17 protein-coding genes are annotated in these 25,903 nt (G+C 66.0%); 4 read left to right on the forward strand and 13 right to left on the reverse strand.

The annotated features are described in order from the left end of the window. Positions 1-6 precede the first annotated feature (6 nt). The 10 genes from FOA17_RS20305 to FOA17_RS10915 form a co-directional block, all read right to left on the reverse strand. Positions 7-7,365: a hypothetical protein gene (locus FOA17_RS20305; protein WP_149141519.1), complete on the reverse strand. Its 7,359-nt coding sequence runs from the start codon at positions 7,363-7,365 to the stop codon at positions 7-9. 2 nt (positions 7,366-7,367) lie between these two features. After that, the gene (locus tag FOA17_RS10875) at positions 7,368-7,781 is read right to left on the reverse strand and encodes a toxin-activating lysine-acyltransferase (protein ID WP_162528233.1); all 414 of its coding nucleotides are present in this window, start codon (positions 7,779-7,781) and stop codon (positions 7,368-7,370) included. Beyond that, positions 7,778-9,988 (reverse strand): AHH domain-containing protein, encoded by a 2,211-nt coding sequence (locus FOA17_RS10880; protein ID WP_149141521.1) that lies wholly within the window; start codon positions 9,986-9,988, stop codon positions 7,778-7,780. Before FOA17_RS10880 ends, FOA17_RS10875 begins: the two co-directional genes overlap by 4 nt. A gap of 39 nt (positions 9,989-10,027) precedes the next feature. Further along, positions 10,028-10,660, reverse strand: coding sequence for a hypothetical protein (locus FOA17_RS10885; protein ID WP_149141522.1), 633 nt, complete (start codon positions 10,658-10,660; stop codon positions 10,028-10,030). Positions 10,661-10,837: 177 nt separating this feature from the next. Next, positions 10,838-12,262: a gamma-aminobutyraldehyde dehydrogenase gene (locus FOA17_RS10890; RefSeq protein WP_149141987.1), complete on the reverse strand. Its 1,425-nt coding sequence runs from the start codon at positions 12,260-12,262 to the stop codon at positions 10,838-10,840. A 20-nt stretch (positions 12,263-12,282) separates the two neighbouring features. Further along, a complete protein-coding gene (locus FOA17_RS10895; RefSeq protein WP_149141523.1) occupies positions 12,283-13,089 on the reverse strand; it encodes an ABC transporter permease in 807 nt (268 codons plus the stop codon). Beyond that, positions 13,079-14,020, reverse strand: coding sequence for an ABC transporter permease (locus tag FOA17_RS10900; RefSeq protein WP_149141524.1), 942 nt, complete (start codon positions 14,018-14,020; stop codon positions 13,079-13,081). The genes FOA17_RS10895 and FOA17_RS10900 overlap by 11 nt, the downstream gene beginning before the upstream one ends. 2 nt (positions 14,021-14,022) lie before the next feature. Continuing rightward, positions 14,023-15,006 (reverse strand): ABC transporter ATP-binding protein, encoded by a 984-nt coding sequence (locus FOA17_RS10905; protein ID WP_149141525.1) that lies wholly within the window; start codon positions 15,004-15,006, stop codon positions 14,023-14,025. Positions 15,007-15,124: 118 nt separating this feature from the next. Then, a complete protein-coding gene (locus FOA17_RS10910) occupies positions 15,125-16,291 on the reverse strand; it encodes an ABC transporter substrate-binding protein (RefSeq protein ID WP_149141526.1) in 1,167 nt (388 codons plus the stop codon). Positions 16,292-16,424: 133 nt separating this feature from the next. Continuing rightward, positions 16,425-17,327 carry a LysR family transcriptional regulator gene (locus FOA17_RS10915; protein ID WP_149141527.1) on the reverse strand — a complete coding sequence of 301 codons (903 nt, stop codon included), beginning with the start codon at positions 17,325-17,327 and terminating at the stop codon, positions 16,425-16,427. Positions 17,328-17,684: 357 nt separating this feature from the next. On the opposite strand from FOA17_RS10915, the gene FOA17_RS10920 reads away from it, so the two are divergent. Next, positions 17,685-18,734, forward strand: coding sequence for an NAD-dependent epimerase/dehydratase family protein (locus FOA17_RS10920; protein WP_162528234.1), 1,050 nt, complete (start codon positions 17,685-17,687; stop codon positions 18,732-18,734). Here the strand turns inward: FOA17_RS10920 and FOA17_RS10925 are convergent. Next, positions 18,713-19,708 (reverse strand): polysaccharide deacetylase family protein, encoded by a 996-nt coding sequence (locus tag FOA17_RS10925; RefSeq protein ID WP_149141529.1) that lies wholly within the window; start codon positions 19,706-19,708, stop codon positions 18,713-18,715. The genes FOA17_RS10920 and FOA17_RS10925 overlap by 22 nt on opposite strands. An 87-nt stretch (positions 19,709-19,795) precedes the next feature. On the opposite strand from FOA17_RS10925, the gene FOA17_RS10930 reads away from it, so the two are divergent. The 3 genes from FOA17_RS10930 to FOA17_RS10940 are packed head-to-tail and all read left to right on the forward strand — an operon-like array spanning position 19,796 to position 23,237. Next, positions 19,796-20,788: a glycosyltransferase family 2 protein gene (locus FOA17_RS10930; protein ID WP_149141530.1), complete on the forward strand. Its 993-nt coding sequence runs from the start codon at positions 19,796-19,798 to the stop codon at positions 20,786-20,788. Then, positions 20,785-22,092, forward strand: a complete 1,308-nt coding sequence (locus FOA17_RS10935) for a lipopolysaccharide biosynthesis protein (protein ID WP_149141531.1) — start codon at positions 20,785-20,787, stop codon at positions 22,090-22,092. The genes FOA17_RS10930 and FOA17_RS10935 overlap by 4 nt, the downstream gene beginning before the upstream one ends. Beyond that, on the forward strand, positions 22,089-23,237 hold the full coding sequence (locus FOA17_RS10940; RefSeq protein WP_149141532.1) for a glycosyltransferase family 4 protein: 1,149 nt from the start codon (positions 22,089-22,091) through the stop codon (positions 23,235-23,237). Before FOA17_RS10935 ends, FOA17_RS10940 begins: the two co-directional genes overlap by 4 nt. Here FOA17_RS10940 and FOA17_RS10945 read toward each other — a convergent pair. Together FOA17_RS10945 and FOA17_RS10950 are read right to left on the reverse strand one after the other, a co-directional pair. Further along, positions 23,207-24,388, reverse strand: a complete 1,182-nt coding sequence (locus tag FOA17_RS10945) for a glycosyltransferase (protein ID WP_149141533.1) — start codon at positions 24,386-24,388, stop codon at positions 23,207-23,209. The genes FOA17_RS10940 and FOA17_RS10945 overlap by 31 nt on opposite strands. Next, positions 24,385-25,881 (reverse strand): O-antigen ligase family protein, encoded by a 1,497-nt coding sequence (locus FOA17_RS10950; protein ID WP_149141534.1) that lies wholly within the window; start codon positions 25,879-25,881, stop codon positions 24,385-24,387. Before FOA17_RS10950 ends, FOA17_RS10945 begins: the two co-directional genes overlap by 4 nt. Between the last annotated feature and the right edge of the window lie 22 nt (positions 25,882-25,903).

The following is a 25,903-nucleotide window of genomic DNA, read 5'->3' on the forward strand; positions in this document are numbered from 1 at the left end:
GCCAGATCAGGCCGTCAACACCATGTCATCGGCCAGCGCCGCAAGCGTGATGTTGCGCAGCGTGAGCATACCGCCGGTGCCGAAATTGAACACGACATCCGCCCCTGACTGGCTGGCATAGGCCGAGATCTGCGCAAAGGTCGTCACCCCGAAACCGCGCAGATCCAGCAGATCCTCGTTATCGGCAAAGTCGGTGATGATGTCCGCCCCCTCATTCTTGGCAAAGATGAAGCGATCGGCCCCGCCCTGCCCGACCAGCACATCGTTACCGCCCCGGCCCATCAGGCTGTCATTGCCCAAACCGCCCCAGATCGTATTGGCCCCGGCATTGCCGCGCAGGGCATCATTGCCTTCGCTGCCTTGCAGGTTCTCGATGCTGGTATAGGTGTCGCCCGCCGCCGCGCCGGTATTGGCGGCGGCATTCTGAAGGTCGGCCACCACGGCCCCGGTGCCGGAATAGGTCGCCCGGTCCGTGCCATTGCCGCCATCCAGACTGTCGGCCCCAAGGCCGCCGATCAGGATGTCATTGCCCTCGCCGCCGCTCAGCGTGTCATCGCCGTCGCGGCCATAAAGCAGGTCGTCGCCGCCGTCGCTGAACAGGTTGTTGTCTGCCGCGTCGCCACGCAGCGTGTCGGCGGCATAGCCGGAGACCAGCGCCTCGACCCCGGCAAAGGTGGTTCCCGCCGCGATGCCGGTATTGAGCGCGGCATTTTCCAGATCGACCACCATGCCCGCCTGCACACCGAACGAGAATTCATAGAGGTTGACCGTATCGAAACCCGCGCCGCCATCGATCACCTGCCCGGCGGCAGAGACCCAGATCAGGTCAGCGCCCGCGCCGCCATAGATCTGATGCCCGGTGCCGCCATAGGCCCAGATGGTATCGGCGCCATTGCCGCCCTCAAAGCGGTTGCTGCCCTCGAAATCCATCAGCGCGTCGTTGCCGTCATCGCCTTGCAGCGTGTCATCGCCGGCGCCACCCGACAGCGTGTTGTTGCCGTCATTGCCGGTCAGGATGTTGTCGGCCGCATTGCCGGTGCCGGTGATATTGCCGGTGCCGGTCAGCAAGAGGTTCTCCACCTCGGCGCCCAGCGTGTAGTTGAAGCCGACCTGCACGCGGTCGATCCCTTCATTCGCGGCCTCGACCACGCGGTCGCTGCTGCTGTCCAGCACATAGACATCATTGCCGACGCCGCCGACCAGACTGTCGGCGCCGCTGTTGCCGTTCAGGAAATCGTCGCCCGCCCCGCCATAAAGCGTGTCATTGCCATCCCAGCCATGCAGGCTGTCATTGCCGGCATCGCCCACCAGCACATTGGCCAGCGTATCGCCGACCAGCGTGTCGTTCTTTTGCGAGCCGTGCAGATGTTCGATTCCGATCAGCACATCGCCTTCGGCATCGCCCCCCTTGTTGCCCCAGCCGGTCGCGCCGCGCAGATCGACCTGCACGCCCAGGGTCGAATGGTGGTAATCGGCGCGGTCGATACCCGCCCCGCCATCCAGCGTATCGGCCCCCAGCCCGCCAAACAGCGTGTCGTCGCCCGCCTCGCCCGAAAGCCCGTCATCGCCGGCGCGGCCCTGAATCAGGTCATTGCCGTTGCGCCCCAGAATGTCGTCATTGCCCGATGAGCCGAACAGCGTATCGGCATAGCCGGTCGCCAGCAGCGCCTCGATATCGGTAAAGACATCGCCCCGCGCGATGCCGCGGCTTTCCGATGCGGTGGCCATGTCGATGCGCAGCCCTTCGGTCGCCGCGGCGTAATCGACCTGGTCATAGCCCGCCCCGCCATCATAGAGATCGGCCCCCGCCGCATCGCGAAAGGTATCGTTGCCGCCCATGCCCAGCAGGGTGTCGGCGCCAGCCATCCCGTTCAGGATATTGGCCGCGTCATTGCCGGTGATGCGGTTCGCCCCGGCATTGCCGGTGCCATTCACATTGCCGGTGCCGGTCAGTTGCAGCTGCTCCACATGGGCGGCCAGCGTATAGCTGACGGCGGCGCGGATGCTGTCATCACCCTGGCCCTCCTGCTCCACCACCCGGTCGCCGGTATTATCGACGACATAGATATCCGATCCGGTGCCGCCCTCCAGCAGATCGACGCCGGTATTGCCGCTCAGGAAATCGGCGCCGCTGCCACCATAGAGCGTGTCATTGCCATTCCAGCCATGCAGGCTGTCGCGCCCGGCCCCGCCGGTCAGCCGGTTGCCCAGATCATCGCCGACAAAGACATCGTCCAGATCGGTGCCGATCAGGTTGGTAATGCGCAGCAGCACATCGCCCGCCGCGGCATATTTGTTTTCCCACCAGCCCGCGGTCGCGGGGCCGCGCAGATCGACCTGCGCCCGGGTCGTCTCGGCGGAATAATCCACCGTGTCGGTGCCGGTGCCGCCATCCAGCGTGTCGCTGCCGGCGCCGCCGATCAGGATATCATTGCCCGCCCCGCCCGACAGGCTGTCATTGCCGCCGCCGCCGGTCAGCACATTGCCATAGTCATTGCCCAGCAAGCGGTCGGCAAGCTGCGACCCTTCGAGATTGAGGATCCAGCTATAGACATCCTGCGCCGCATCGCCGGTGCCTGCCACCGTGCCCGACAGATCGGCGGTCACGCCGGTCGTGGCGGTGCGGTAGCTGGCATAGGCATTGCTGCTGCGCGCATCCGCCAGCGATTGCGCCAGCGTCTCGCTGCCAAAGCCAAGCGACAGGAGCGTGTTGCTTTGCCCATAGAGATAGTCGCGCCCGGCGCCGCCGATCAGCCGCGCGCCGAAATCGTAGCCATAGAGGTAATCGTTGCCGGCGCCGCCATAGAGTTCGTCCTCCGACCCGTCCCAGGCATTGATGCCGCCGCTGCGCTGCCGGGCATAAAGCGTGTCATCGCCCAGCCCGCCATACAGGCTGTCGGCGCCGCCCAGACCGCTTTCCAGCAGGTCGCTTGCCTCTTGCCCCCAGAGCGCGTTGCTCAGGGAGTTGCCGGTCAGCCGGTCGCCCAGGGCGCTGCCCGAAAGGTTTTCGATATTGACGTAGACATCGCCCGCCGCCTCGCCCGTCGCGCCGGGATTGCCGGTTTCGAGCGACGCGATGACCCCGGTTGCGGCACCGGCATAATCGGCGGTGTCCAGCCCGTCTTCACCATTGAGCGTATCGGCCCCCAGGCCGCCGCGCAGGGTATCATCCTCGGCCCCGCCATAAAGCGTGTCATTGCCGGCCTGACCCAGCACCAGATCGGCGCCGCGCGCCCCCCAGACCACGTTGCCCGCCGCATCGCCCAGCAGCGTATCGTCAAAGTTCGACCCATGCAGGTTCTGGATATTGACGAAGCTGTCGCCCGCCGCGATGCCGCTATTCGTCGTGGCATCGCCCAGATCGACCCGCAGCCCGGCCGTTGCGTCGCTGTATTGCGCACGGTCGGTGCCGCCCCCGCCATTCAGCGCATCGGCGCCTTCGCCGCCGAACAGGATATCGTTGCCGCTATTGCCGTTCACCCGGTCATCGCCGACGCCGCCATAAAGCGTGTCATTGCCGTTCCAGCCATGCAGCCCGTCATCGCCCGCACCGCCGGAAATCAGGTTGTCAGCATCGTCACCGACCAGCGCATCGGCAAAGCCGGACCCCGCCAGGTTCTCGATCCCGTTCAGCACATCGCCGGTCGCGTCGCCGCCACGCAAGCTCCACCAGCCGTCGAAATCGGGGCCGCGCAAATCGACCGTTACCCCGCTGGCAGAGGTGGCATAGGCGGCGGTGTCGATCCCGTCGCCGCCAAACAGCAGATCGGCGCCCAGGCCGCCATAGAGCGTGTCATTGTCCTGATTGCCATAGAGCGTGTCATCATCGTCGCGGCCATAGATCACATCGCGGCCAGTCCAGCCGGAGACGATATTGGCCGCGGCATCGCCGCGCAGGTTGTCGTTGAAGGCCGATCCATACAGATCCTCGACCTGGCTGTAGCGGTCGCCCGCCGCCTCGCCGCTATTGCCGCCGGGGCTTTGCAGATCGGCCAGCACGCCGGCCAGCGCCAGTTCATAGCTGGCCGTATCGCGCTGATTGCCGCCGACCAGACTGTCGGCCCCGTCGCCGCCGATCAGGCGGTCATTGCCGTCCTGGCCCAGCAGGGTGTCGTTGCCCTCGCCCCCCAGCAGGCGATCGCCGCCGCCGCCGCCGGAAAGCGAATCGTCGCCCGCATCGCCATCCAGCAGATTGGCGCCGCCATTGCCCAAAAGGTTGTCATCATGGGCGGAACCGCGCAGATTCTCGATGCCGATCAGCACATCGCCCTGAGCCTCGCCTTGCAGATTGCCCAGCCAGCCAGCGGTCGCAGGATCGCGCAGATCGACCTGAACCCCGGTGGCGGAGCGGGCATAATCCGCGGTGTCGATGCCGTCGCCGCCGATCAGCGTATCGGCCCCGCCGCCACCCAGCAGCGTGTCATCGCCCAGCCCGCCATCCACGCTGTCGGCGCCGCCGCCGCTGATGACGATATCGTCACCGGCATCGGCCAGCAGCGTTTCGGCGCCATTGCCGGTCAGCAGCAGGTCATTGGCGGCGGTGCCATTGCCGACGCGGATGCGCCGGGCCACGTCGCCCTCCATATATTCCACCGCCTCGATCGAAGTATAGGTGACGCTGCCCCCCCGCCAGGAAATCCGCAGCGTGCCGGCCGCGACGCTGGCGATGGTCAGGTCGCGATAGTCGATCCCCTCGGCCAGCCGCAGCGTATCCGTGCCCTCGCCCGCGGTTTCGCGGATCGTGCGGTCGCCCATGGCGCCGCGCAGCACAAAGAGGTCATTGCCCGCGCCGCCGATCAGCGTGTCGTCGCCGCTGCCGCCATTGAGCGTGTCATTGCCGGTGCCGCCATAGAGAATATCCGCGCCGTCGCCGCCATACAGCAGGTCATTGTCGGCATCGCCATGCAGCGTGTCTTCGCCGGCATATCCCCGGATCGTGTCATTGCCGCCGCCGCCGCGGATCAGGTCATTGCCGGCCGAGGCAAGGTAATTGTTGTCCGCCGCCCCGCCCGAGGCGGTATAGCCGTCGGTCAGGCCCAGCCGCTCTGCCTCCATGAAGGTCAGCGCCCAGCCGCGCGCAAAGGCGCTGTCCGGTCCGGCCGCGGCGATGGCGGCATCATAGGCCGATTTGTTTTCCAGATATTCCTGGTATTCGGCCGCGATCTGCATGTTATAGACCAGCGTCGAATACAGTTCCGCATCGGTCTTGATCGTCAGGCGCGAATCCTTCAGCGCGACGATCATCTCTTCGCGGGTGGCAAAGCTGTAATCGTCATTCATCAGGGTGACGGCCAGCGCGCGCAGATACAGCACATCGCCCAGCACATCGACCGCCTTGGCCTTGTCGGGCAGGAAATAGGTCCAGCCGTCGCCGTCGCTGCCACCCGTCGTGTGGTTGGATCCGATCAGCATCCGCGTGGCCCAGTCGCTGCCGACGATCCGTTCCACGATGCGCTGAAGGCCCACGACATCGGTGATGCTGGCCATCTTCAGGTCGGAATAGATCGTGTTGGCCCGCGCCACGATACTGGCCAGAATATTGCCGCCCTCGGCGATATCCCAGTTTTCGACCACTTCCACCAGACCGGCATTGTCCATCCCGTCGGCGGCATCGCCGTTGATCTCGGTATAGACGGTCTTCTTGGAAATCTTGATGCCGAGGAATTTCTTCCAGTAGGAATAGGCGCCGAACTTGTGGATATCGTTCACAAGATTGGCGTCCTCGATGATCTCGTCCATCGACTCGATGGTCTTCAGGTCGCCGTCGATGAATTCAAGCTCCTGGATCGTGTCGATGATTCGCGATTGCAGCGCCTCCTGCATCGTGTCGAAGCTGCGCGCGGCACCATTGCGGATGACATCCTCGTAATGGCCAAAGACCAGCCGCAGCGTATCGGCCACTTCGGCGGCGTTGTTCTCGTTCGACTGTGCCTGATCCAGCAGACCGTTCATGAACTTCACATAGGATTCGGCCATCTGCTTGCCGATTTCCTTGTTGCCGCCATCGTCGCTCCAGCTGGTGCCCAGTTCAAACCGGCCGGTCGTGTCGTTGAAGATCACGTTGGTATAGGCTTCGGGATGTTTCTCGAACAGCGCGTCGAACAGTTTGCCGACCAGCGTCGAGACGATCATGATCACCGGATTGAACGACCCGATGATCCCCATCAGCCCGCCGCCCATCTGGATGCCGCTGGTGAATGCCACCGTGAACTTGTCGAGGAAATTCGCAAAGGTATTGAGCGCGAGCGAGGTCAGCCCCGAGGCGATCTGCCCTTCGATCGTCTCGATTTCCGGCAAAAGCCGCTGGAAGCCGATCTTCAGCGTCAGCGACGCAATGCCCGAGAACGAGAACAGGCCGGCGGTCATCGCCTCTTGCGTGCCATCCAGACTGCCGAACAGGTAATCCGTGTCAAATTCCGAAAGGCCAAGCTTGCTCAGGATCGCGTCGTCGAGGCCCAGAAGGTCGCTCGCGATTTCATACATGCCCGCGCCGACCAGATAGCTGACGCCCTGGCTTGCCAGCGAGTTGAACACCTCGCCGCCATAGCTGTCATCGGCGAACTGGCCGAAGACCTCCAGCATGATCCAGTTGGTCAGCTCCTGTCGGGTGTAATCGACGACATTGGCGCCCAGATCGGTGACGATGTCGCGGAAGGTCAGGTTGATGATATTGTCCAGGATATCATCCTGACGACCGCCCGAGGCGATCTGGTCATGGATATAGCCGCCCGTCGCCTCGAACAGGTTTTCCAGGAAGGTGCCAATGATCGAATTGGCCGCGATCCGCTGGAACGGGTTGGTATCGTCGCCCAGCAGGGCCGAGGTCAGGAAGGGGGTCAGCAGGCTGCCCGCATCCTCGCCGAACTTGGCGCCGGTCAGCGAGATCAGCTTGACCGATTCAGGAATGATGTTGTTGTCGGCATCGCGCAGGAACTGCGCCTGCATCAGGTTGCCGTTTTCATCCAGATAGGTGTGATAGATCTCCAGCACCAGCTGGCCGCCCACCGTGACCATCTTGTAGGCGGTCTTGCCCGATCCGTCTGGCATGTCGAGCGTGATGTAATCCGGCCCGGCGATCGAGTTTTGCAGATCCTTCAGGTTTTCCAGCCCGCCCATGGCCAGGGCCTGCATCTCCTCGGGGCTGAGCATGCCGAGGATCGAGGTGTTATGCACCCGGAACCCGTCGGCGATATAGGTGTGGGTCTCCTCCACCTCGAAATTGAACACCAGATGACCGGCGATCCCCGGCAGCATGTCACCCGCCAGCGGGCGCGGCGCGGCGGATTCTGTCGGGAGGGCGCCAAGGGCAAGCGCCTGCATCGGGTCAAAGGCGGCAAGGCGGTGGCTGGCAAACGGATGGGACATGATCAACGATCCTCTGCTTTGGCAGGGGTGAACCCGGACTCGTGCAACTGCTCCTGAAACAGCGCCTCGAATTTCTCGCGCGGGGCAAAGGGGGATATGCAATCGACCACGATGATGTCGGGCCCCGATCGCCAATCCTGCATGCGCATGCGGAATTGCGGGAATTGCAGCGCCTGGCGGATGCTTTCCGACACGCCCGCCCAGGTCAGCGCCGCGATGGGGCGCGGGCCTTCGGTATAGATGCGCACCTGACGCAGCATCAGCGGCACCTGGATGCGGGCCTCGATCTCGTGGATGGGCAGGTCGCGATGGCTGTCCGACAGACCCATGAGCCAGGTGATTTGGCCCAGGCTGCGCAGGAATTCCTCCGACCCCGGGGTCAGCGGGGCGGCATGGGGCGGCGGGGCGTCGGTCATGACAGCCTCCGGCCCGCCGGATGGCCCGGTGCCGTCAGACGCGGCGGCGCATCCTCCCATTCCGCCGCGTCAAAGATGGCGGCAAGGTCGGTGCCGCTGCGGGCCAGAACGTAATCCTCGGGGCGGGGCAGCTGGTCCGACAGGGTCCAGTGGAACATCCGTTCCTGCCCGTCGGGCATGCGCACCAGCCCCGCCTCGGTCAGGGTCGCGCCCGCGGCCACCAGCATGTCGGCCAGCGACAGGTCGCGCCCGTCGGGCAGACAGACCCGCGTGGCCGCACGCATCTGCCGCGCATCGCGCACCAGCAGCCCACCTGCGGCATCCAGCGTGCCAAGCGCCACCCAGATCAGCGCCACGTCCCCCTCGGACCCGACCGGCGCGCCGGTCGCGGCACGGATCAGGCCGCCGTCGCGCGCCACCACCGCCCCGTCGCTGCGCAGGATGTCGATCAGCGCCACATATTGCCCGGCAAACCGCCCCTCGCCACAAAGATAGACATGGCCGGGGGTGACCCTGGTGCCATGAAAATCGAGCAGTTGCGTCGCGCGTTTGGCAAAGACCCGCGCCACCCGCCCCGGCACCAAGGCGCCCTGCGCATCGAAGGACAACACCATGTCCCCCGCCACGATCCGCTCCACCGGCTTGTGACTGCCATCCGCCATGTCGATCAGGGTGCCGGCGGCAAAACAGTAGCTGGGCGGCATCATGGCGAACAAAGCCGGATTGTCGGCATAAAAGCCGCCCTCGACCATCGCCGCCTCAAAGGCCTGTTGCAGGGTCTTGCCGTCCTTGCTGGCGCCCGCGGCTAGCAGTTCAAGCAGAATTTCAAGATTGGTGGCCGGCAGCCCAAAAGGATTTGGGACCAGTTCGGGGTGTTTCTCCAGAATGTAATCGCGCAGCATCGACCCAATGGTCCACAACGGATCATTGCCCGCCGTCGTGGACAGACCCGAGAAGCTCTGCGTCAGCAGATCGGCGAACTGTTCATATTCGGGCACATAGTTGCGATTGCCGCCATGGGCGGGATCAAACCAGCTGTCCAGCGTGGCTTCGACCCCGATCACCATGTCATTCAGCTGCTTGATCAGCGCACTGTCGCCATATTGCGCCGCCACGGCCAGCGCGGCCTTGAGCCCGTCGATGCTCTGATAAATCTCATAGCCCTTCCACAGCAGCCCGACGCCCAGCATGGTGGCAATGCTGCTGATCAGAACCTCTTTCCCGATATCGAGGGCGATATTGTCGATCTTGTCGCCGATCACGCTTGCGATATTCGAATTGCCCAGCAGGCGGATCATGCTGGACACATCCAGATCGCTCAGCACGCCGCTCTCCACGAAGGCATAGCCCAGCAGGGTCAGCGACAGGCCATCGACAAGGGCAGAACCTTTGTCCATGCCCCCGATCACATGAACGGCGGCTTGGGCCATATCCGGGCTGAACAGGCTGAATGCACCGGCACCCGCGCCGAATGTCAGCACCTTTGGTCCGGTGCCGTTCAGGAAGTTGGAGACGAAGCCTGGCGTGTATTTCGCGTCACCATAGGCCATTTCGTGCAACAGGACACCTGCCGCCTCACGAGCGTAGATGTTGCCGGAAACCAGCTTTTGCCGCGCCTCCAGCGAAAGCTTGTCATATTCGGCGTCCAGCGCACGCACATAGGCCTGAAGCTCCTGCGCCCTGACTGCCGGGTCCATGCTGGTCACGGCCGAGAACGCGCCGGAGTAGATGGGGCTTTTGCTGTCCACCCAGACCGGAATGGCGATACCGGCAACCCCGAGCTGGTATTCCAGCTTGTTCTCGATGGTCGCCATTGTGGTGTTCATGAAGAACCCCGACCCGTCGCCGTCAAACTTGTGCAGCGAAATCTCACTGCGATAGTCGAGGAACTGGGACTTCAGGTAGTTGTTGACGCCGATCAGTTCGCGCGCGAATTCGGCAAGTTTCGCTGTCCGCGCGGCGCCGGTCAGTCCTTCCAGTTCTTCCTGCATTCCCGAAAGAATGCTGTCGCGATACCAATCGGTATAAGCCCCATGTGGACCGGAATGGACATTGAGGCCGAGCACATTCGATGTATTGGGCAGGCCAATCAGGTTGAAATCACGACTGTTCTGATACCACAGCCCTCGCGTCTGCATTTCACGAAGGAACGCGAATTCATTGAAAAGTTGTGTCGGAAGGATGTGATGCGCCTGCGTATCCGCCATAATGGCCCTCTCAAACTCTAGACTGACGGGATGTGCCGCTCAGATTTCGGTGCAAAGCCCGAAATCGAGGCCCAGTGTTCCCCCCAGGGCTTCGGCGCGGTGTTTGAAATCGTCGGTGCAGAAGATCGTTCCGGTCACCTCATCGGCCCAGAGGCTCCGCCCGGTGGCGGTGGCGGCGTGGACGACCCTTTGCAAGGGATAGGTCGCGGAAAGCCGGATCGAGGTCTTGTCCAGATGCGGCAGGTAGGTGCGCATGATCCGCGACTTTTCCAGATCGACCGTCGGCGCGTAATCCATGATCAGTGCGGCCAGATAGCGCCCGGGCGAGGGTTCCCTGGCCTTTTGAAACCAGACATCCGACAGCGGCACGAATTGGTGCCGGCCCGGCGCCATCACCTCGGCCAGGGCGGCGAATTCGGTGCTGACGATCATCAGGTTCTTGTGGATGCCGGCGCTGTGCAGCGGGCGCGCGGGGGTTTGCATCAGCTCGATCCGGCTGCGCTGCAACAGCGACACCTCGGCATCGTTCAGCGCACGGGGGCCGTTCAGGCTGGGCGAGAAAGAGAACAGTTCCGCGTCCTCGTCACCGGGATCCTTGCCATCGGGCGGCCAGATATGCGCGCCGATATGATGGGCCGCGACCAGAGATACATCGACGCGAAAAATTGTCATACGCTTGCACGAACCGACAGCGCGGCATGACAGGTATCACGCCGCGAAGAATGTCAGCCCACTGTCCCCACAGGTTGATCTTTGCACCCATTGATTGTCTGGCCCCCCGACGAAAATCAAGGAGATTTTCGCCGGGCGCCGCGGGCGTTCCAGGCGGGGCCAGGCAGGGCAAAAGGGTCAGCCGTGCTTGATCATCACATGCCGCACCACGGTATAATCTTCCAGCGCGTAAGAGGACATGTCCTTGCCATAGCCGGACTGTTTCAGCCCACCATGCGGCATTTCATTGACCAGCATGAAATGCGTGTTGACCCAGGTGCAGCCGTAACGCAGCCGCGCCGCCGTGGACATGGCGCGGCCGACATCGCGGGTCCAGACGCTGCTGGCCAGGCCATAATCGCTGTCATTGGCCCAGCTCACCGCCTGATCCACATCCGAAAACGGCGTGATGGACACGACGGGGCCGAAAACCTCGCGCCGGACGATCTCGTCTTCCTGCCGCGCGCCGGCGATGACGGTGGGGCGGTAGTAAAAGCCCTGATCCATCGCCGCACCGCCGGTCGTCACCTCGACATGGCTCAACTCGCGCGCGCGGTTCACGAAACTGGCGACACGGTCGCGCTGGCGCAGGCTGATCAGGGGGCCGATCTCGTTGGTGGCGTCGTCGTCATTGCCCAGCTGAATCGAGCCGACAGCGGCGGTCAGATCGGCGACCAGACGGTCATAGACCTTCTTGCCGGCATAGATCCGGCAGGCGGCGGTGCAATCCTGCCCGGCATTGTAATAGCCAAAGGCGCGCAGCCCCTCGACCACCTCGGCGATATCGGCATCGTCGAACACCACGACCGGCGCCTTGCCGCCCAGTTCCAGATGGGTGCGCTTCACCGTTCGGGCGGCGGCGTCCAGCATCTTGCGCCCGGTCGCCACATCGCCGGTCAGGCTGATCATATCCACACCGGGATGGTTGATGAGGTAATTGCCCACGGTCTGCCCGCGCCCGGTGATGACGTTCACCACGCCTTCGGGCAGTTCCTCGGCCAGGATGCGCGCCAGTTTCAGCGCGGTCAGCGGCGTCTGTTCGCTGGGCTTGAACACCACCGCATTGCCGCCGCCGATCGCCGGGGCCAGTTTCCAGGCCATCATCATCAGCGGGTAATTCCAGGGTGCGATACTGGCCACCACGCCAATGGCATCGCGGCGGATCATGCTGGTATGGCCGGCCAGATATTCACCCGCCGCCTGCCCATGCTGGGTGCGCACCGCGCCCGCGAAAAAGCGGAAGCAATCGACGATGGCGGGGATCTCGTCATTGGTGGCGGCGTTGATCGGCTTGCCGCAGTTCAGCGCCTCCAGCGCGGCAAAGGCGGTGGCCTCGGCCTCGATCCGGTCGGCGATGCGCAACAGCGCCGCCGCGCGTTCGCCGGGGGTGGTGCGGCTCCAGCCGTCAAAGGCGCGGCGGGCGGCGACGACCGCCGCATCCACCTGCGCGGTCGAGGCCTCGGGCACGTTCAGGATCAGCGCGCCGGTGCGGGGGTTCAGGATCGGCTCGGGCGCCTCGGTGCCGGGCTCGAAGCGCGCGCCGATCAGCAGCGCGGTGTCGATCTGGGTCATCTCTCTCTCCCTCATTTGCCCGAACCGGCGATGTCGCTGCCGTTGCGGGTCAGGTAATAGGCGGTCAGGATGGGCAGGAAGGTGGCGGCGAAGACCACGATGGCCACCACATTGGTCACGGGCCGCTGACGCGGGCGGACCAGTTCCTGCAACATCCAGATCGGCAGGGTGGATTGCTGGCCGGCGGTGAAGGTGGTCACGATCACCTCGTCAAAGGACAGCGCGAAGGCCAGCATGCCGCCGGCCAGCAGGGCCGAGCCCAGATTGGGCAGCAGCACATGGCGAAAGGTCTGGAACCCGTTGGCGCCCAGATCGGCGCTGGCCTCCAGCACCCCGCCCGACAGGCGGCGAAACCGCGCGACGGCGTTGTTGTAGACGATCACGATGCAGAAGGTCGCGTGGCCCAGGATGATGGTCCAGACCGAATAGGGGATGTCCATCACCGAAAAGGCCGACCGCAGCGCCATGCCGGTGATGACCCCGGGCAGGGCAATCGGCAGCAGGATCAGCAGGCTGATCTGTTCGCGCCCGAAGAACCGGCTTTGCGCCATGGCGGCGGCGACCAGCGTGCCCAGGATCATCGCGACCAGCGTCGCCACCGCCGCCACCTGCACCGAAAGCCAGAGCGGCGGCCAGATATCGGCGCGGTGCCAGGCCACGCCAAACCATTTCAGCGTCAGGCCCGGCGGCGGGAACTGATAGCTTTTCTCCTCGGTGGTGAAGGCATAGAGGAAGATCAGCAGGATCGGCAGATGCAGGAACAAAAGCCCCCCGATTGCCGCCAGCCGCAGGCCAAAGGATGCGCGGTCAGAGTGCATCGAACGCCCCCATCCGTTTTGCAATCGCCAGATAGGCCAGCATGATCAGGATCGGCACCACCGCAAAGGCCGCCGCCAGCGGGATGTTCCCGGCCGTGCCCTGCAACTGATAGACCGCCAGCCCGATGAACCGCGCCGAGGTGCCGATGATTTGCGGGATGATGTAATCGCCCAGCGTCAGCGAAAAGGTGAAGATCGACCCCGCGACGATGCCGGGCAGCGCCAGCGGCAGGATGACCGTGCGCAGGGTCTGGCCCCGGCTGGCCCCCAGATCGGCGCTGGCCTCCAGCATCGACAGCGGCACCCGTTCCAGCGCGGCCTGCATCGGCAGGATCATGTAGGGCAGCCAGATATAGACGAACACGATGAAGGTGCCCAGGGGCGAGGTGGAGAGCGAATTGCCCCCCAGCCCCGGAATGGCCAGCACCCCGTTCAGGATCATCGACAGGCCCAGCCCGTCGGCGGCCCAGGTCACGATGCCCTCTTTCGCAAGGATCAGCTTCCACGCATAGACCTTGACCAGATAGGATGACCAGAGCGGCAGCATCACCCCCAGATAGAACAGCGCCTTCATCCGCCCCCGGGCAAAACGCGCGGCGAAATAGGCGATGGGAAAGGCGATCAGCGCGCAGGCCAGCGTCACCGCCGCCGCCATGGCCACGGTGCGCAGGATGATGTCGAGGTTCTGCGCGCGGAACAGCTCTGCATAGGTCTTGAGGGTGAATTCCTCTTTCACCACGCCGGAAAATTCGTCGATGGAATAAAAGCTCTGCACCAGCAGCGCCGCCAGCGACCCCAGATAGACCAGCCCCAGCCAGATCAGCGGCGGGGTCAGCAAGATCAGCAGCAACAGACGCGGATGGCGCCAGAACAGCGCGGTCAGCCGGTCGGCGGGCCCGCGTTCAGGCAAGATGGCGGGGGTGGTCTGCATGATCAGCCCTCCATCACATGCAGATCGGCGGGGGCGAAGGCAAAGCCCGTCTCGGCGCCCGGATCGGGCAGCGGCTGGCCTGCCGGCACCAGCACCGCGATTTCGGCCCCGGCCACCTGCACCGTGACGCGCGACCCCGCGCCCAGATAGCGGATCGCGGTGACGATGCCGCGCCCCTGCCCCTGATCCGTCAGGCGCAGCGCCTCGGGGCGCAGGCTGGACCAGCGGGCAGGGCCGCCCAGCGCCGCCGTCACCTCGGGCGCCAGCACATTGGACGATCCGACGAAATCAGCCACGAACCGGCTTTGCGGCCGGGCATAGACATCTTGCGGCGTGCCGATCTGCGCGATGCGCCCGTCATGGAATACCGCCAGACTGTCGGCCATCGACAACGCCTCGTGCTGGTCATGCGTCACGAAGACAAAGGTGATGCCCAGCCGCTGTTGCAGGGCCTTCAGCTCATCCTGCATCGCCTCGCGCAGCTTGAGGTCCAGCGCGCCCAGCGGCTCGTCCAGCAGCAGCACCTTGGGTTCGTTCACCAGCGCCCGGGCCAGCGCGACGCGCTGCCGCTGGCCACCGGAAAGCTGCGCGGGCTTGCGGTCGCCAAAGCCGGGCAGCTTGACCAGGTCCAGCATCTCCTCGGCGCGGTCCAGCCGGCTGCGGCGGTCGATGCCCTTGACCATCAGCCCATAGGCCACGTTGTCGCGCACGGTCATATGCGGGAACAGCGCGTAATCCTGAAAGACCGTGTTCACGTTGCGCCGGTTCGGCGGCACGTCGCTGACATCCTGACCAAAGATGCGGATCGCGCCGGAGGTCGGCTTTTCAAAGCCCGAGATCAGCCGCAGGCAGGTGGTCTTGCCCGATCCCGACGGGCCGAGCATGGCAAAGAATGCGCCTTCGGCGATGGTCAGATCCACGCCATCCACGGCGCGGACGGTGCCGAAATGGCGCGCGACGCTTTGAAATTCGACCGCAGGAGTCATGAGAGGGCAATCCGATGGCGGCGCGCGCGGAACAGGCGGCCGCACGCGGTTGGAGGGAGGGGGTGGGGAAGGGCGCGCCCGGGACGGTGACCGATCATGGCCCCGGGCGCGTGGCGGCTCAGCGCCCGCCGATCACGCCGATATAGTCGCTGACCCAGCGGTAATAGGGCACGCAGGCACCTTCGCCCTGGGCACAATTGGCGACCGGGGTCTGCCAGAAGCGGATCCTGTCAAAATCCTTCAACCCGTTGGCATCGCAGCCTTCCTGCGTCTGCATCCCGCGCCCGTCGGTGCAGGCCGCCGGCACCGAAGGCACCGCGCCGAACCAGACCGAAAGGTCGGATTGCAGGTTCGACGACAGCTGATGGTCGAACCACATATAGGCGCAGTTCGGGTGCTGGCTGTCGGCATGCAGCATGGTCGTATCGGCCCAGCCCGTCGCGCCCTCTTGCGGGATGGTGCTGGCAACCGGCACGCCATCGGCCTTGAGCAGATTGACCTGGAAGGGCCAGGAGCCCGAGGCGACCACGCCCTCGTTCTTGAAATCGTCGATCTGGATGAAGGCGTCGTGCCAGTAGCGGCCGACCAGCGTGCGCTGGACGCGCAGCAGATCGAGCGCGGCCTTGTATTGATCCTCGTTCAGCTCATAGGGCGAGGTGATGCCCAGTTCCGGCTTGTGCGCCATCAGGAACTGCGCGGCATCGGCGATATGGATCGGGCCGTCATAGGCCTGCACGCGGCCCTCGTTCGACTTGCCATCCGGCAGGTCCATCTTTTCGAACACCACGTTCCACGAGGTCGGCGCCTCCTTGAAGACCTCGGTGTTATACATCAGCACATTCGGCCCCCACATATAGGGCACGCCGTAATGCTTGCCGCCCACGGTATGCCAGGGCGCATCCTGAAGGCGCGGGTCGATGGTGGACCAGGACGGGACCAGATCCTTGTTGATCTCCTGCACCTTGCCGCCGGCGATCAGCCGCAGCGAGGCATCGCCCGAGGCCGTGACCAGATCGAAGCCCCCTTCGTTCATCAGGGCGACCATCTCGTCGCTGGTATTGGCGGTCTTGATGGTGACCTTGCAGCCGGTGCTGGCCTCGAACTTGGTCACCCAGTCGAATTTCGGATCGGTCTCGCCGCGCTCGACATAGCCGGCCCATGCCACGATCGACAGCGCGCCTTCGCCCTGCCCCAGCGCGGTCATCTGCGCCGCTGCCGGCAAGGCGCCGATGGCCAGCGCCATAAGGCTGGTTCCGGCCAGTTTCAGTCTCTGCACCTTCGTCATCGGAAATCTCCCTGTTTGGTCGCGCGGTCGGGCGCGCGGAACGCCGGTCTTCCGGTCTGGGAAAAAGGTGCGGCGACGGCCGAGCTTTCGCAAACACAAAAACAAGATGCCATGTATCGGAAAAACCGAACGCTCAGCGCGGCGGGATCGCGGTCTGGGCCGAGCGCACGAAATTCAGCGCCGGGGCTGCAAGCGGCGCGCCCCGGCGCCAGGCCAGCCCCACCTGCACCGTGGGCAGATCGCCCGACACGTCGCGGATCTCGATCCGGTCACCTTCCAGCGACCAGGGGCGGTAGACCAGACTGGGCAGGATCGCGAGGCCGGCGCCGGTGGCGACCAGGCTGCGCACCGCCTCCACGCTGCGGGTGCGGAAGGCGATCTCGGGCTTGACCGGCAGGGCGGCGGTCAGGCGGCGGGTGCTTTCCTCGATCTCGTCCACCATCAGCTGAATCATCGGCAGACCCGCCAGTTCCTCCAGCGCGATGGCCTCTTGCTGCGCCAGCGGGTGCCCCAGTGGCAACCACAGCCGATAGGGCGAGACGAGCAGCGTCTCCACATGCAGGGCCATGCGGTCACGCACCGACCAGGTCAGCAGCACCGCCACATCCAGCTCGCCCCCGATCAGCAGATGTTGCAGATAATCGCCGGTATCCTCGATCACGTTCAACTCTACCAGGGGATGGGCGCGGCGAAAGCGTTGCAGGATATCCGACAGAACATAGCCCGCCACCAGCGAGGTCACCCCGAGCGACAGCCGCCCCGTAGCCTGTTCGGCCTCGTCGCGAAAGGCGCTGCGGGCGGCGGCGACATCGGCGAGGATCTGGCGCGCATGGCGCAGGAAGGCCGATCCCTTGTGCGTGATCATCAACCCCCGCGCCTGCCGGTCGAACAGGGTGACGCCCAGATCATCCTCCAGCGCGCGGATCGCCTCGGTCACCGAGGATTGCGAGATCGACAATTCCCGTGCCGCGCCCGAAACGCTGCCCGCCTCGGCCGCGGCCACAAAGAACTGAAGCTGTCGAAAGGTAAAGGCCATGGACGGCGATCAGGTCGGATCGGCCGGGGGCTGTCAAGCGAAAGGTCGGGCGCCCGGGTTGCGGAAAATTCGTCCAGAAAACCGACAATTCGCGCCCGTGCCCGGTAAAAGTTACCAATTCGTTAACAGAATCCTTGGCAATGCGCGGCTGGCTGCGTTACGTTCAAGGGGTGCGGGCATGGCGTTCCGATTTTGGAACATTTCCATCCCATGTGCATTGTGACGAGTCATTCATCCCTTTCCCGGCCGTTTTGGCCTTTGTGATTGCCATGGTTCACGCGTGGCAGAAGCCACCGTAAAAACACATATCGAGCAAGGATTGTCAGGGAGCAGGCCCCTAAAAACGGGAGTGCCACCGTGCGTAAAGTCATTCTGACCGGAGGGGCCGGATTCCTCGGATCCCATCTGACCGAACATTTTCTCACCCTTTATCCCAAGGCCGATTTCGTCATCATTGATGCCATGACCTATGCCGCCCGCCGCGAATATCTGCGGCCGGCGCTTCAGCAATCCAATGTGACCTTTGTGCAGGCCTCGATCTGCAACCGGCGCGAGATGCTGCGCCAGTTGCGCGGGGCCGATCTGGTGCTGCATGCGGCGGCGGAATCGCATGTGGACAATTCCTATGCCGACAGCCGCCCCTTTCTGCGCAGCAATATCGAGGGGACCGTGACGCTGTTGCAGGCGGCGGTGGAAAACGGTGTGTCGCATTTCGTGCATGTCAGCACCGACGAGGTCTATGGCGATTGCCGGGGTTTTGACGCGACCGAACGGTCGCTGCTCAATCCGACCAACCCCTATTCGGCCAGCAAGGCCGCCGCCGAGATGTTCGTGAAATGTTTTGCCCAGTCCTTCGGGCTGGCGACGCGCGTCGTGCGGGCGAACAACATCTATGGCACGCGGCAATATCCCGAAAAGCTGATCCCCAAGCTGATCGTGGATGCGCTGGCGGGCCGGCGGTTCCGCGTGCATGGATCGGGCATGGCGCGGCGGCCCTTCCTGCATGTGCGCGACCTGTGCCGCGCGATCGAGACGGTGGTGACCCATGGCGATGACGGGGCGATCTACAACGTGCCGGCCGCGCGGGATTACAGCGTGAACGAGGTGGTGAACCTGGTCTGCGCCGCGATGCACATCCCGCGCGAAAGCTTTGTCGAACATGGCACCGACCGGCCGCATAATGACAGCCGCTATGGCATGACCGGCGAGGCGATCCACAGCCTCGGCTGGGAAGCCGAGCGCGAATTGTCGGAAGACCTGCCCGCCATCGTGCAATGGTATCGCGAGAACCTCGCGCTTTATCTGCGCGAGCCGGCCCAGGTGATGCGGATGCCCGCGCGGCTTGGCTATCGCTTTGTGCCGGCCCGGCGGGGCGAGGGCAGCACCTATGTCGGCAGCGGGGGCTGAGCGGTTTGGGCCGCGTCGTGCAACAGGGCGCGGCAGGCCCGGGCGGCCTGCCCCTGCCCCCAGCCCGGCCGCGCCAGCGCAAGCCGCGTTTCACGGGACATGACACCATGGCGCAGCGACAGAAAGCGTCCGATCGCCAGACGGCCCGGCAGATCGGCGATCTGCCCCGGCGGGGTGGCATGCGGCAGGCAGGTGACGCCCGCCCGCAGCCCGCAATCGCGCGCGATGCGCAGCGTCTCGCCGGTGGCCCCGCCATTGGGATAGGCGATGACCTGCGGCGCCCGGCCGCAGAGCCGCGCCAGATCGGCCTGCGCGCCCGCGATTTCGGCCCGCTGGCCCGCCGCGTCCAGCACGGGCAGAATGGCATGGGCGCGGGTATGGTTGCCGATCTCGATCAGCGGATCGGCGGCGAAATGCGCCAGCTCCTCCGGGGTCATCGGGCGGTCCTGCGCGCCCTGCGCGATCAGGGCATCGGCACCGAATTCCGCCAGAATCCGGGCGCGGATCGCCGCGGGCGGCAGCGCCTTGAGCGCCTCGCGCCGGCGGGCGGCGATATCGGGGGCCAGGCCGCGCCGGCACGACTCGCGGTGCAGCGCATCCCACCAGAACGCTTCGCCCGACAGGATATTGCCGCTGGTGACAAAGACCGTCGCCGGCACGCCATGGCGGCGCAGCACCGGCAACAGGCCCAGGTTGTTGGCATAGCCGTCGTCAAATGTCAGCCAGGCCGCGCGCGGGGGCAGTGGCGCCGCCAGATCGCGCGCGGTGATGCAGCGATAGCCCCGGTCGCGCAGCAGGCCGATCAGCCGGTCCAGATCATCGGGGGTCAGCACCTGATACGGATCGGCGCCCGCCTCGGCCCCGGCCCCCTCAGGCCACAACCCGTGAAAGCCAAAGGTCACCAGCCGGGCAGGCCCTGCCCCCGGCAGGGCCGAAAGCGCCAGATCCACCGCCTTGACCAGCTTGCCCCGCATGCCCCGCCTTTCCGCTGCCGTTACGGCATCATGGCGGCGGCGGGCGCGCATTTCCAGCCCGCAGTTCCGACCCGAAAGGAATGACCCATGACCACGCCCATGGTTTCCGTCATCATCCCGACCTACAACGCCGCGCGCTGGCTGGGGCTGGCGGTCGATTCCGCCCTGGCCCAGACCCTGACCGAGATCGAGGTGCTGGTCTTCGACAATGCCTCGACAGATTCCACGCCCGAGGTGATGGCGCGCTATCACGACCCGCGGCTGCGGTATGAGCGGGCAGATCGGAATGTCGGATTCGCGGGGAATGTGACGCGCGGCATTCAGGCGGCGCAGGGACGCTATTTCATGGTTCTGGGCGCCGATGACGTGCTGGAGCCGCAATTCCTGGCCGCCGCCGTCGCCCGGCTGGAGGCCGAGCCGCGCGCCGCGATGCTGCATGGCGCAGCGATCTGGATCGACGATGACGGCCGCGCCACCGGCCATTCCGGCGGGCACTGGCCACCGCGCAGCACCGGGGCAGAGGCATTCCTGCGCTGCTTTACCGACGGGTTCTGCTATTCCACGGTGATTTCGCGCAGCGCCCCGGTCAAGGCCCTGGGGGCGATGGATGAAACCTGGGGCATGATCTCGGATAGCTGGCTGTTCCTCAAGCTCTGCCTTGTGGGAGAGGTGCTGTTTCTCAAAGAGGAACTGGTGCGCTACCGGGTGCGCGAAACCAGTCTTTCCTTTGAGCTTTATGCCGATGGCAAGATGTTCGACGATCATCTGCGCGGGCTGGAAGAGGCCTTTGCCTGGCCCGAGGCGCGCGGGTTGGCCGCGCTGCGCGGCGAGGCGCGGGTAGCGGTCGCGCAACAGGCGCTGGATACGCTGCACATGACACGGCTGGGCAGCGGCTGGTGGGCCGCGATGCGCAAGGCCGCCAGCGTGGCAGGGAGGGTGCCGGCGGTGCTGCTGGCGCCGCGGGCCTGGGCGCGCATCCTGTTCGCCGCACTGCCCGCTCCGGCGATCCGTATGCTCAGGGCGCGGCGCAAGCGCATCGCCATGGGGCCGGGCGGTGCCCTTGCGCCGGAAAAGGCGTGACCGCGCTTTCGCATCATGGCGCCGGCATGGCGCCGACCGAGACGCTGGCCCCCGCGCTGCGCCGTGCGGCGGTGGTCACGGTCTTGCGCATCGGGCTGCTGGGTCTGTGGTTCTTCGCGCTGATCCGGGCCTATCGCGCCATCGGCGACCTGCCCGGCGGTCTGGCCGAGGCAGGGACGCTCGCCTTGCTCATGGCGGGGATCAAGCTTTTCACCTCCGCGCTGTCCGATCCGTTCGACCTGCGGGTCGTCGGTCAGGTGCCGGCGCTGGCCGAGGGGCCGGCCCGCGTGGCAATCTGGCGCGCGGCGCAGCAGGGGCGGCTGCTGGCGGCGGCGCTGGTATTGCTGGCGGGGCTGGCGCTGGCCGGGCCGCTGGCGCGGCATCTGCTGCATGCGCCCGACGCGGCCGGGGCGGTACGGCTGGCCGCATTGGCCGCCGCGCTGGAAATGGCCTATCGCGGATATCTGTCCGACAACCAGTCGCGCGAACGCTTTGGCCGATTCCTCGCGCTGGAGGCCGCCTTGCAGCTGCTGCGCATCGCAGGATTGCTGATCGTGGCGCGGGTGGCCGGGCTGACCGCGGCCGGGTTTCTGTTCGCCTATGCCGGGGCGACGGCGCTGGTCTTGCTGCCGGCCATTCTGCTGTCAGGCGCGGCGCGGGCGCGGCTGTGGCAGGTGGTGCCGGGCGATCTGGCGGCCTGCTGGGCCTATCTGCGCTGGATCGTGCCCGCCATGCTGCTGGCCGCCCTGGTCGAGCGGCTGGACATCTTTCTGCTGACCAGCCTGCGCGGCGCCGCCGAGGCGGGGCTTTACGGCGCGCTGCTGCCACTTTTGCTGGTGCCTGAGATGGTGGCGGGCTTTGCCGCCCATGCGCTGCAACCCCGCATCGCCGAGATGATGGCGCGCGGGCAATTGCTGCGCTTCTGGGGTGGCGTTCTGCGGCTGACCGTGCCGCTGGCGGCGCTGGTCGGGCTGGGGGTCGCCTTGCTGCCAGGCGCGGTGATCGCGGCAACGATCGGCCCGGCCTATGCCGAGGCGGCCCCTGCGCTGCGGTTGCTGGTGCTGGCGGTGATGGCCTGGGTCGCGGTGGTGCCGGTGCCGCTTTCGGCGGTGGCGATGGCGCGGCCACGCCTCACGCTGACCATTACCGTCGTGCAGGCGGGGCTGATCGCGGTGGCGGGGCTGGCGCTGATCCCGTCGCATGGCGCGACAGGCGCGGCGGTGGCGGTGCTGATCATGCGGCTGGGCGTGGGCGCCATGGTCTGCGCCGCCGCGCTGCGCCTCCCGGCGGAGCCGGTGCCATGACGCTGCGCATCGGTCATGTGAAGGGCAATTACGGCCAGGTGGGCGGCATCGAATCCATGCTGGAGGGGGTGATGCCGCATCTGGCGGATCAGCCCGGGGCAGAGCCGGTGGTCTATTTCCTGACCCGCACGCGCGACCCGGCGCTGGAGGCGCGATTGTCGGCGGGCGGGCGGGTCACGCTGCGCCCGATCCGCTGGCGCGGGCTGGCCGCCGCGCCGCTGGCGGCACGGGCGCTGGCGCGGGCCATGGCGGCGGATGGCGTGGCGGTGATGCACAGCCATGACATGCGCGCCAATCTGCTGGCGGCGCTGCAACAGCCCTTTTCGCGCAGGCGGTGGATTTGCCATATCCATGGCTGGCTGGGCGCCACGCATCGCCCGCTTTACCGTGCTTTCGAGGCGGTGGACCGTGCCCTGATGCGCCGCGCCGATCTGGTGCTGACCGGGTCGCATGCCACGCTGGCCGAGGTGCAGGCCGCCGGCGCGCGGCAGGCGCGGATGCTGCCCAATGCCATCGCGCTGCCGCCCGATCTGCCGCAGGCCGAAGCGCGGGTGCGGCTGGGCCTGCCGCCCGGCGCGGTGATCTTTACGGTGATGGGGCGGCTGCATCCCGGCAAGGGGCAGGATCTGTTCCTGCGCGCCCTTGCCGCCCTGCCGCGCGAGGCCAACTGGCATGGTGTCCTGACGGGCACCGGCCCCGAGGATGCGGCGCTGAAATCGCTGGCCGGCGATCTGGGCATCGCCGCGCGGCTGCGCTTTACCGGCTTTGTGGAGGCGACGGCCCCCTGGGTCGCCGCCAGCGACGTGATCGCCGTGCCCTCGCGCAAGGAAAGCCTGCCGCTGACCTGCCTGGAGGGGATGGCGGCGGCGCGGGCCGTCGTCGCGGCGGCGGCGGGCGACCTGCCGCGCGTGATCTCAGATGGCCAAAGCGGGCTGATCGTGCCGATTGACGATGCGGGCGCGCTGGCCACCGCCTTTGCCCGGCTGCTGCCCGATGCCGCGCTGCGCGCCCGGCTCGGCGCCGAGGCCCGGGCGCAGATCCTGCGCGACCACACCGCCGAGGGGCTGGCCCGGCGCATGACCGACGCGGCCCGCGATCTGGTCGCGCCCGAGGCTCAGCCCGCGACGGCCACCGTGCGGTCATAGATATCCGACAGGCGCTGACGAAAGCGCGGAACGGAAAATTCATCCTCTTGCCGCGCGCGTCCGGCTGTGCCGATGCGGCGCGCAAGATCGGGGTCGTTCAGCAGCCGCAGCACCGCGACCTCCAGCGCGCCGGCATCGCCCGGCGGCGTGAGCAGGCCCGACAGACCCGGCTCGATGATCGACAGCGGGCCGCCCGCGGCGGTGGCGATGACCGGGGTTTCCACCGCCATCGCCTCGATCAGCACCAGACCAAAGGGTTCTGGCTGGATCGAGGTGTGGCAGAACAGATCGAACCCCGCCATCACATCGGCCATGTCGGCCAGCCGGTAGCGCCAGCCCAGAAAATGCAGCCGGTCCGGCCCCAGACCCAGCCGGGCGGCCTGGGCATGCAGTTCGGCCTCATGCGCCTCAAGCCCGGCAGGTGCGCCGCCCGCGATGACAAAGACCGCATCGGGCCGCGCCTGCGCCACCCGGGCCGCCGCCTCCAGAAACACCGGCAGGCCCTTCCAGGGATCAAGCCGCGCCGCCGCCCCCACAATGGGGCGGCCCGGCGCGATGCCCAGTTCGCGGCGCAGCCGGCCACGATCCAGCCCGGCGCGAAAGGCAGGGCCATCCAGCGCGTCGGGCATGGTCACCGCATGGGTCGGCCAGCCCCGCGGATAGAGCGGATCGAGACAGGCCGGCGTCATCGCCAGCACCGTGTCGGACAGCGCCGACAGCATACCGGCATAGGCCCGCGTCAAGAGCGGCACGCGCGGCGCCATTTCGCGCACATGCCACAGATAGGGCACCCGCGCCCGCCGCGCGGCAAAGGCGCCATACAGGCAATAGAGCGAATTGCCATGCACCAGATCCGGCCCGATCTGCCGCATCAGCGCCGCCAACCGCCGCACCGTGCCGGGAAAGCGCCCCAGATAGCGCGCCTGATAGGCCGGCGAAGGCAGCGTGCGCAATTGCTGCATCGGCAGGAAATGCAGCTCTGCCCCGGCGGCGCGCAGGCGCGGCACCAGGGGTCCGTCGCCCGGCAGCACGACCGATGAGCGCTGCCCGGTTTCGGCCATCGCCTCGATCGTGCGGGCCAGCGCGATGTCGGATCCGCCCACCTCGGAATTGGGCTGCACATACAGCACATGGCGGCCCGGCGCGGTCATTCGCCCCGGCTCAGCAAGCTGCGGCTGCCGCTCTCGCCCATGAGCCCGACGCGCCGCGCGGCAAGCAGCAGGCCGATCATGATCCAGAGGATCTTGAGATATTTGTTATGGCCCAGAAAACCGCAGACCAGAAAGGCGACCAGCCCCGCCTTTATGCAGATCGCGAGCAGCCGCAGATGCGGCGGGCCGGTCTGTTCCAGCCGCGTCGCCTCGCGCCAGACGATGCCGATCATCAGGGCATAAAGGCCCAGCCCGACCAGCCCGTATTCCACCAGCAATTCCAGCGCCAGATTATGCGCACCGATATTGGTGACCAGTTCCCGCCCGTCGCGCACCGCAGAGACGGTATCGGCGGCCCAGGCCTCCAGCCGGGGATCCTCGGGCAGGCGCGTCTGCATGTCTTCGTAGAATTTCGGTCCAAAGGATTTGAACCCCGACCCCAGAAAGGGATGCTCGGCGAACATCCCCCACGCTTCGGTGACGAAAAAGGTGCGCAGCGGGGTGGAGCCTTCTTTCAGGTAGCGCGACGAAAACATCCGGTCGGCAAAGCCTGCCGGCATGGCCACCATGGCGACGATGGCCACCGCGCCCAGGGCCGCCAGCAGCGGACGCAGCGGCACCACGCCGCGCAGGATGAGGTAAAGCCCCGCAAAGCCCAACCCCAGAAACCCGGTGCGCGTATAGCTGAACACCAGCGCGATCATCTGAAGCCCGGCCAGCCCCAGAAACAGCGCCCGCATCCAGAAGCCCGGCCAGCGTTGCCAGCAATAGATCAGCAGCGGCAGCACGATGGCGATGGTATAGGCCAGCCAGTTGGCATCACCGATGCCGCCGGTGATGCGCTTCAACACCACGCCTTCCAGCGATTCCCGGTCGATCACACCGCCCAGGGCACCCGCCGCGACCTTGGGGTCGTCGGATTCCACCGCCAGCGAGGGCAGGAAATGTTCGGCCGCACCGATGATGCCGCAAAGCGCGATGGCCGCGAAAATCGCGACCACCGTCTGGTCCAGCGCGCGTTGCCCCTGCCCGCCGATCGTGGCGATCAGCCAGCACAGCAGCGCCATCTGCACAAAGCGGCCTGTGCCCTCCAGCGTCGCGATCTCGGGGTGATAGGGAAAGAAATCCCAGATCAGCACCGGCACCGCATAGGCCAGCATCGCCGCATAGACCGGCGAGGCAGTGATCTTCCAGTTGGCAAAGATCTGGTGCAGCAGGATCGCCACAAGCGAGACCATCGCAAAGACCTTGGACAGGCTGGCCGGCGCCCCGGTCACCGGCGCGCTGCCCAGCACCTGAAGCGAGGTATTGGCAAAGATGTTGATCCACAGCCCAACCATGGGCGAGGCAAGGCTGAAGGCAACCGCGGCCAGCCCGATCAGCGCGATGGTAGCCTTCATCGGGTCGAGCAGCGCCGATAGCAGCAGCCAGCACAGGACCAGACCGCCGATCATGAGGCCTTGCGTGGGCCCGAAATCCAAACGATGGCGCAAGCGGAACAAAACGATCCTCCGG

This window comes from Gemmobacter caeruleus, from assembly GCF_008271655.1.
Lineage (GTDB): Bacteria > Pseudomonadota > Alphaproteobacteria > Rhodobacterales > Rhodobacteraceae > Gemmobacter > Gemmobacter caeruleus.